Below are 6,245 nucleotides of genomic sequence, written 5' to 3' on the forward strand. Positions count from 1 at the left end.
CCGAGGGTTGGGAGGCCCGAGGTTCATATGCTGGAATTGCGCAACGTGTCGAAGACGGTGGCGGGCGAATATCATATTCGTCCGACCGACCTGACATTAAAGCGGGGCACGCTGAATGTCCTGCTGGGACCGACGCTTGCCGGCAAGACGTCGCTGATGCGGCTGATGGCCGGTCTCGACAAGCCGACTGAAGGCACTATCCATTTCGACGGTGCCGACGTGACCAGTCTGCCGGTGCAGAGGCGCAATGTCGCCATGGTCTACCAGCAGTTCATCAATTATCCGGCGCTGTCCGTTTATGAAAACATCGCCTCGCCGATGCGCATTGCCGGCAAGGATGCCGCCACAATCGACCGCGAAGTGAAGAAGGCGGCAGACCTTCTGAAACTCACGCCCTATCTCGATCGCACCCCGCTCAATCTTTCCGGCGGCCAGCAGCAGCGCACGGCGCTCGCCCGTGCCATCGTCAAGAACGCCAATCTCGTCCTGCTCGATGAGCCGCTCGCAAACCTCGATTACAAGCTGCGCGAGGAATTGCGCGAGGAGCTGCCCAAACTCTTCGCGGCCTCCGGCGCCATCTTCGTTTACGCCACCACCGAACCGTCCGAGGCACTGCTGCTCGGCGGTTATACCGCCACCCTGCACGAGGGAGCCGTGACGCAGTTCGGCAGGACGGTCGACGTGTACCGTCAGCCTGCCGATCTCGTTACCGCGCGCATCTTTGCCGATCCGCCGCTTAACACGATCGAGCTTGTGCGTTCCGGCAATGCCTTCCTGTTCGAAGGGCAACCTGTCATTCCGGTGGCGCCGCACCTGTCGTCTGTGCCCGATGGACCAATCGTGCTGGCCTTCCAGCCGCACCATCTTTTCTTGCATGCCGCAAACGGCCACACCACACCGCTCAAAGCCCGCACGCTGGTCTCGGAAATCGCCGGTTCGGAAAGTTTCATTCATCTCGATTTCGCCGGCCGTCGCTGGGTGATGCTGGCGCATGGCATCCACGACATCGAGCAGGATCGCGAGATCGAGGTCCATCTCGACAGCCGCCATCTCATGGCATTCGACCAGCACACCGGCCGGGCGCTTGTCGCCGCGCCGCTGGCGGCGTGAGGAGAACCGGGATGGCACGCATCACACTCGAACATATCCGCCACGCCTACAGCCCGCGCGCCAAGGCTGCCGGAGATTATGCGCTGAAGGAAGTGCATCATGAATGGGAAGATGGCGGTGCTTATGCTCTGCTCGGACCTTCCGGCTGTGGCAAGACCACGCTTCTCAACATCATTTCCGGCCTGCTGCAGCCGTCTGACGGCCGTATCCTGTTCGACGGCAAGGATGTCACGCAGCTTTCGACAGAAGAGCGCAATATCGCCCAGGTCTTTCAGTTCCCCGTCGTCTACGACACGATGACGGTGTTCGACAATCTCGCTTTCCCCTTGCGCAATCGCAAGGTGCCGGAGGCAGAGGTCGCAAAACGCGTCAACGAAATCCTCGACATGACCGATCTCGCCGGCATGGCAAACCGCCGGGCGCAACGGCTGACGGCCGACCAGAAACAGAAGATCTCGCTCGGCCGCGGGCTGGTGCGCCCAAGCGTCAACGCCATCCTGTTCGACGAGCCGCTGACGGTGATCGATCCGCATATGAAATGGGTGCTGCGCTCGCAATTGAAACGGCTGCACCGGCAGTCGCGTGTCACCATGGTCTATGTCACCCACGACCAGACCGAGGCGCTGACCTTTGCCGACAAGGTGGTGGTCATGCATGACGGGCAGATCGTCCAGATCGGCACGCCGGCGGAACTGTTCGAGCGCCCAAGCCACACATTCGTCGGTTATTTCATCGGCTCGCCGGGCATGAACATCATGCCGGCCACAATCGACGGGGCAACGGCCCGCGTCGGCGACCAGACGATTGCGCTCTCAGGCGCTCCGTTGCTGGAGGGGCAGGGCCGGATCGAACTCGGCATCCGCCCGGAATTCGTCAGGCTTGGCCGCGAGGGCATGCCGGTCACCATCAACAAGGTGGAGGATATCGGCCGCCAGAAGATCGTGCGCGCCACGTTCTGCGGCCAGCCGATATCGATCGTGCTGGCCGAAGATGACGACATTCCAGCGGATGCAAAAGTGTCGTTCGACAAACAGGCCATCGGCATTTTTGTCGATAGCTGGCGCGCCAGAACCGTGACTGAAGGGCAGGAGGGCTGAGCATGGACAAGACCTGGAATAACAAGGCCTGGTTTCTGGTTCTGCCGGTTCTGGTGCTCGTCGCCTTTTCCGCCGTCATTCCGCTGATGACGGTGGTGAATTATTCGGTCCAGGACACGTTTGGAAACAACGAATTCTTCTGGGCCGGAACGGACTGGTTCACCGAAATCCTCACATCCCCGCGCTTCTGGGATGCCCTCTGGCGCAACCTGATCTTTTCCGCCGTCATTCTCGCCATCGAAGTGCCGCTCGGCATCCTGATCGCGCTCAACATGCCCAAACACGGCGTCGGCGTGCCGGTCTGCCTCGTGCTGATGGCCCTGCCGCTGCTCATCCCCTGGAACGTGGTCGGCACGATCTGGCAGGTGTTTGGCCGCGTTGATATCGGTCTGCTCGGATACATTCTCAACGGGCTCGGCTTTGCCTACAATTATACACAGAACCCGGCACATGCCTGGGCAACCGTTATCGTCATGGATGTCTGGCACTGGACGAGCCTTGTCGTGCTGCTGTGTTATGCGGGTCTCGTCTCCATCCCCGACGCCTATTATCAGGCTGCCCGCATCGATGGCGCCTCGCGCTGGTCGGTCTTCCGTTTCATCCAGCTGCCGAAAATGAAGCGGGTGCTGCTGATCGCCGTACTGCTGCGCTTCATGGACAGTTTCATGATCTATACCGAACCCTTTGTCGTCACCGGCGGCGGGCCGGGCAATTCGACGACTTTCCTGTCCATCGATCTCGTGAAAATGGCCGTCGGGCAGTTCGATCTCGGGCCGGCGGCGGCGATGTCGATCATCTACTTCCTGATCATCCTTCTGCTGTCATGGGTGTTCTACACCGTCATGACCCAGAGCGATGCCGAGCAAGGATAAGGAGAGCGCCATGAACAACAGTCTGGTCAACAACAGCTCCGGCGCCCGCTTCGGTTTCCTCATTCCGACGCTCTACATTCTCTTTCTGCTTTTGCCGATCTACTGGCTCGTGAATATGAGCTTCAAGACCAATGGCGAGATTCTGGGGCCGCTGACGCTGTGGCCGACCAATCCGACGCTTCGCAACTACACCGTCATCTTCACCGATCCGGCCTGGTATAACGGGTATCTGAACTCGATCATCTATGTGGTGATGAACACCGTGATCTCGGTTGCTGCGGCGCTGCCTGCGGCCTATGCGTTTTCGCGCTACCGGTTTCTGGGCGACAAACACCTCTTCTTCTGGCTGCTGACCAACCGCATGGCGCCACCCGCCGTTTTCGCGCTGCCCTTCTTCCAGCTTTATTCCGCCTTCGGCCTGATCGACACCCATATCGCCGTTGCCATCGCCCATTGCCTGTTCAATGTGCCGCTGGCGGTGTGGATCCTGGAAGGTTTCATGTCCGGCGTGCCGAAGGAGATCGACGAGACCGCCTATATCGACGGTTATTCCTTCCCGCGGTTCTTCGTCAAAATCTTCATGCCGCTGATCGCCTCCGGCATCGGGGTCGCCGCCTTCTTCTGCTTCATGTTCTCATGGGTGGAACTGCTGATCGCCCGCACACTGACGACCACCGACGCCAAGCCGATCGCAGCCACCATGACCCGCACGGTATCGGCCTCCGGCATGGACTGGGGCGTGCTGGCGGCCGCTGGCGTGCTCACCATCATTCCCGGCGCGCTCGTCATCTATTTTGTCCGCAACTACATCGCCAAGGGCTTTGCCCTAGGCCGCGTCTAGGGAAGGGGAGAAGCCGATGACATTTTCATGGATGGCCTGGACGCTGCCGACGGCCCTGTTCTTCATCACCATCTTTGCGCTGATCGCGGCAATGGGTGTCTGGGAATATCTTTCGCCGGGCGGTGGCCCGCGGGTCGGCATCCTGCGGTTCGAGACGACACGCGGAGACCGCCTGTTCGTGTCACTGCTCGGATCGGCCTTTATTCATCTTGCATGGCTGGGTCTTGGAGGCCCCAGCCTGTGGTGGGCTCTGGCCTTGTCGGTGGTTTACGCAATCGGCGTATTCCGTTTCGTCTGAGGTCAAAGACATACGGCGACGGGAGGAGATCCGGTCGTCGCAAGCCAAAGTGACTGCATCGCATCAACCGGGAGGACGAGATATGCGACGGCATCTTATGACGACAACGGCAGCCATGCTGCTGGCAATGACGGGTTCGGCTTTCGCCGACATGGCGGCTGCCACAAAATTCCTCGATGCGGAAATCGGCGATCAGTCGTCGCTTTCGCGCGCCGAGCAGGAAAAGGAAATGCAATGGTTCATCGATGCGGCAAAACCTTTTGCCGGCATGGATATCAAGGTGGTTTCCGAAACCATCACCACGCATGAATATGAATCCAAGGTTCTGGCCAAGGCTTTTTCTGAAATCACCGGCATCAAGATCACCCACGACCTGATCGGCGAAGGTGATGTGGTGGAAAAACTGCAGACACAGATGCAGTCCGGCGAAAACGTCTATGACGCCTATGTCAACGATTCAGACCTGATCGGCACCCATTGGCGTTACCAGCAGGCGCGCTCGCTGACCAAGTGGATGGCTAATGAAGGCAAGGATGTCACCAATCCCGGCCTCGACCTCGATGATTTCATCGGCTTGAAATTCACCACCGCACCGGATGGCGATCTCTACCAGTTGCCCGACCAGCAGTTCGCCAACCTCTACTGGTTCCGTTACGACTGGTTCAACGACGCCAAGAACAAGGCGGATTTCAAGGCCAAGTATGGTTACGACCTCGGCGTTCCGGTCAACTGGTCCGCCTATGAGGATATCGCCGAGTTCTTCACCGGCCGCGAAGTGGGCGGCAAGAAGGTCTATGGCCATATGGACTATGGCAAGAAGGACCCGTCGCTCGGCTGGCGGTTCACCGATGCGTGGCTCTCCATGGCCGGCAATGGCGACAAGGGCCTGCCGAACGGCCTGCCGGTTGATGAATGGGGCATCAAGGTCAACGAAAAGTCGCAGCCGGTGGGTTCCTGCGTCGCCCGTGGCGGTGATACCAATGGTCCGGCCGCCGTCTATTCCATCCAGAAATATCTCGACTGGATGAAGGCCTATGCGCCAGCCGCGGCCAACGGCATGACCTTCTCCGAATCCGGGCCGGTCCCGGGGCAGGGCGAAGTGGCCCAGCAGATGTTCACCTATACGGCCTTCACGGCAGACTTCGTGAAAAAGGGGCTGCCGGTGGTCAATGACGACGGCACGCCAAAATGGCGTTTCGCACCAAGCCCGCATGGCGTCTACTGGAAGGAAGGCATGAAGCTCGGTTATCAGGACGTCGGTTCCTGGACCTTGCTCAAGTCGACGCCAGACGATCGCGCCAAGGCCGCGTGGCTTTACGCGCAGTTCGTCGTGTCCAAGACCGTGGACGTCAAGAAGAGCCATGTCGGCCTGACGCTGATCCGCGATAGCTCGATCAACCACAAGAGCTTTACGGATCGTGCGCCGAAACTCGGCGGCCTGATCGAGTTCTATCGCTCACCCGCCCGTGTCCAGTGGTCGCCGACCGGCACCAACATTCCGGACTATCCGAAACTGGCGCAGCTGTGGTGGCAGGCGATCGGTGACGCGTCGTCGGGTGCCAAGACGGCGCAGGCAGCGATGGATTCGTTATGCGCCGAGCAGGAGAAGGTGTTGCAGCGCTTGGAGCGTGCCGGTGTCCAGAAGGAGATGGGCCCGAAACTCGCCGAGGAGCACGATCTTGAATATTGGAACAAGGATGCCGTCTCGAAGGGCAATCTGGCGCCACAGTTGAAGATCGCCAACGAGAAGGAAAAGCCGATCACTGTCAATTACGATGAACTGGTGAAGAGCTGGCAGAAATAAGACCGGTTTCCGATCGCAAATACCGCCGGGGCGTGTCCTTGCGCTCCGGCTTCCCGCATTGTGATATGTTGTTTTGTTTGATCAATTGCGGGTCTTGAAAAAAAATTGGCCGCGAAACCCTTGTGGCGCAGGGGATGCGCATTTTTCCGCTTCGAAACATGACATTTTTGCGAAGTTGGTGTTGACTTGAGGAAGTGGTGGGGACTATAACCCGGTCACTGAC

Annotated in this window: 6 protein-coding genes; all 6 read left to right on the forward strand. The window is 59.3% G+C overall.

Going from position 1 to position 6,245, the window contains the following annotated elements; translation table 11 throughout:
- Nucleotides 1–27 precede the first annotated feature (27 nt).
- The 6 genes from EDF70_RS23330 to EDF70_RS23355 all read left to right on the forward strand — a co-directional run bounded on the left by EDF70_RS23330 (nt 28) and on the right by EDF70_RS23355 (nt 6,022).
- The gene (locus EDF70_RS23330) at nt 28–1,110 is read left to right on the forward strand and encodes an ABC transporter ATP-binding protein (protein WP_132278439.1); all 1,083 of its coding nucleotides are present in this window, start codon (nt 28–30) and stop codon (nt 1,108–1,110) included.
- Nucleotides 1,111–1,121: 11 nt separating this feature from the next.
- Nucleotides 1,122–2,207 carry an ABC transporter ATP-binding protein gene (locus EDF70_RS23335; protein ID WP_132278441.1) on the forward strand — a complete coding sequence of 362 codons (1,086 nt, stop codon included), beginning with the start codon at nt 1,122–1,124 and terminating at the stop codon, nt 2,205–2,207.
- A 2-nt stretch (nt 2,208–2,209) separates the two neighbouring features.
- Entirely contained in the window at nt 2,210–3,079 is an 870-nt protein-coding gene (locus tag EDF70_RS23340) for a sugar ABC transporter permease (RefSeq protein WP_132278443.1), read from the forward strand.
- A gap of 10 nt (nt 3,080–3,089) precedes the next feature.
- The gene (locus tag EDF70_RS23345; RefSeq protein ID WP_132278445.1) at nt 3,090–3,920 is read left to right on the forward strand and encodes a carbohydrate ABC transporter permease; all 831 of its coding nucleotides are present in this window, start codon (nt 3,090–3,092) and stop codon (nt 3,918–3,920) included.
- A gap of 16 nt (nt 3,921–3,936) precedes the next feature.
- Complete coding sequence (locus EDF70_RS23350) at nt 3,937–4,218, forward strand: DUF2160 domain-containing protein (protein ID WP_132278447.1); 282 nt, start codon at nt 3,937–3,939, stop codon at nt 4,216–4,218.
- An 82-nt stretch (nt 4,219–4,300) separates the two neighbouring features.
- Nucleotides 4,301–6,022 (forward strand): ABC transporter substrate-binding protein, encoded by a 1,722-nt coding sequence (locus tag EDF70_RS23355; RefSeq protein ID WP_132278449.1) that lies wholly within the window; start codon nt 4,301–4,303, stop codon nt 6,020–6,022.
- Nucleotides 6,023–6,245: the final 223 nt, after the last annotated feature.

The organism is Neorhizobium sp. JUb45 (genome assembly GCF_004343585.1).
Classification (GTDB): domain Bacteria; phylum Pseudomonadota; class Alphaproteobacteria; order Rhizobiales; family Rhizobiaceae; genus Neorhizobium.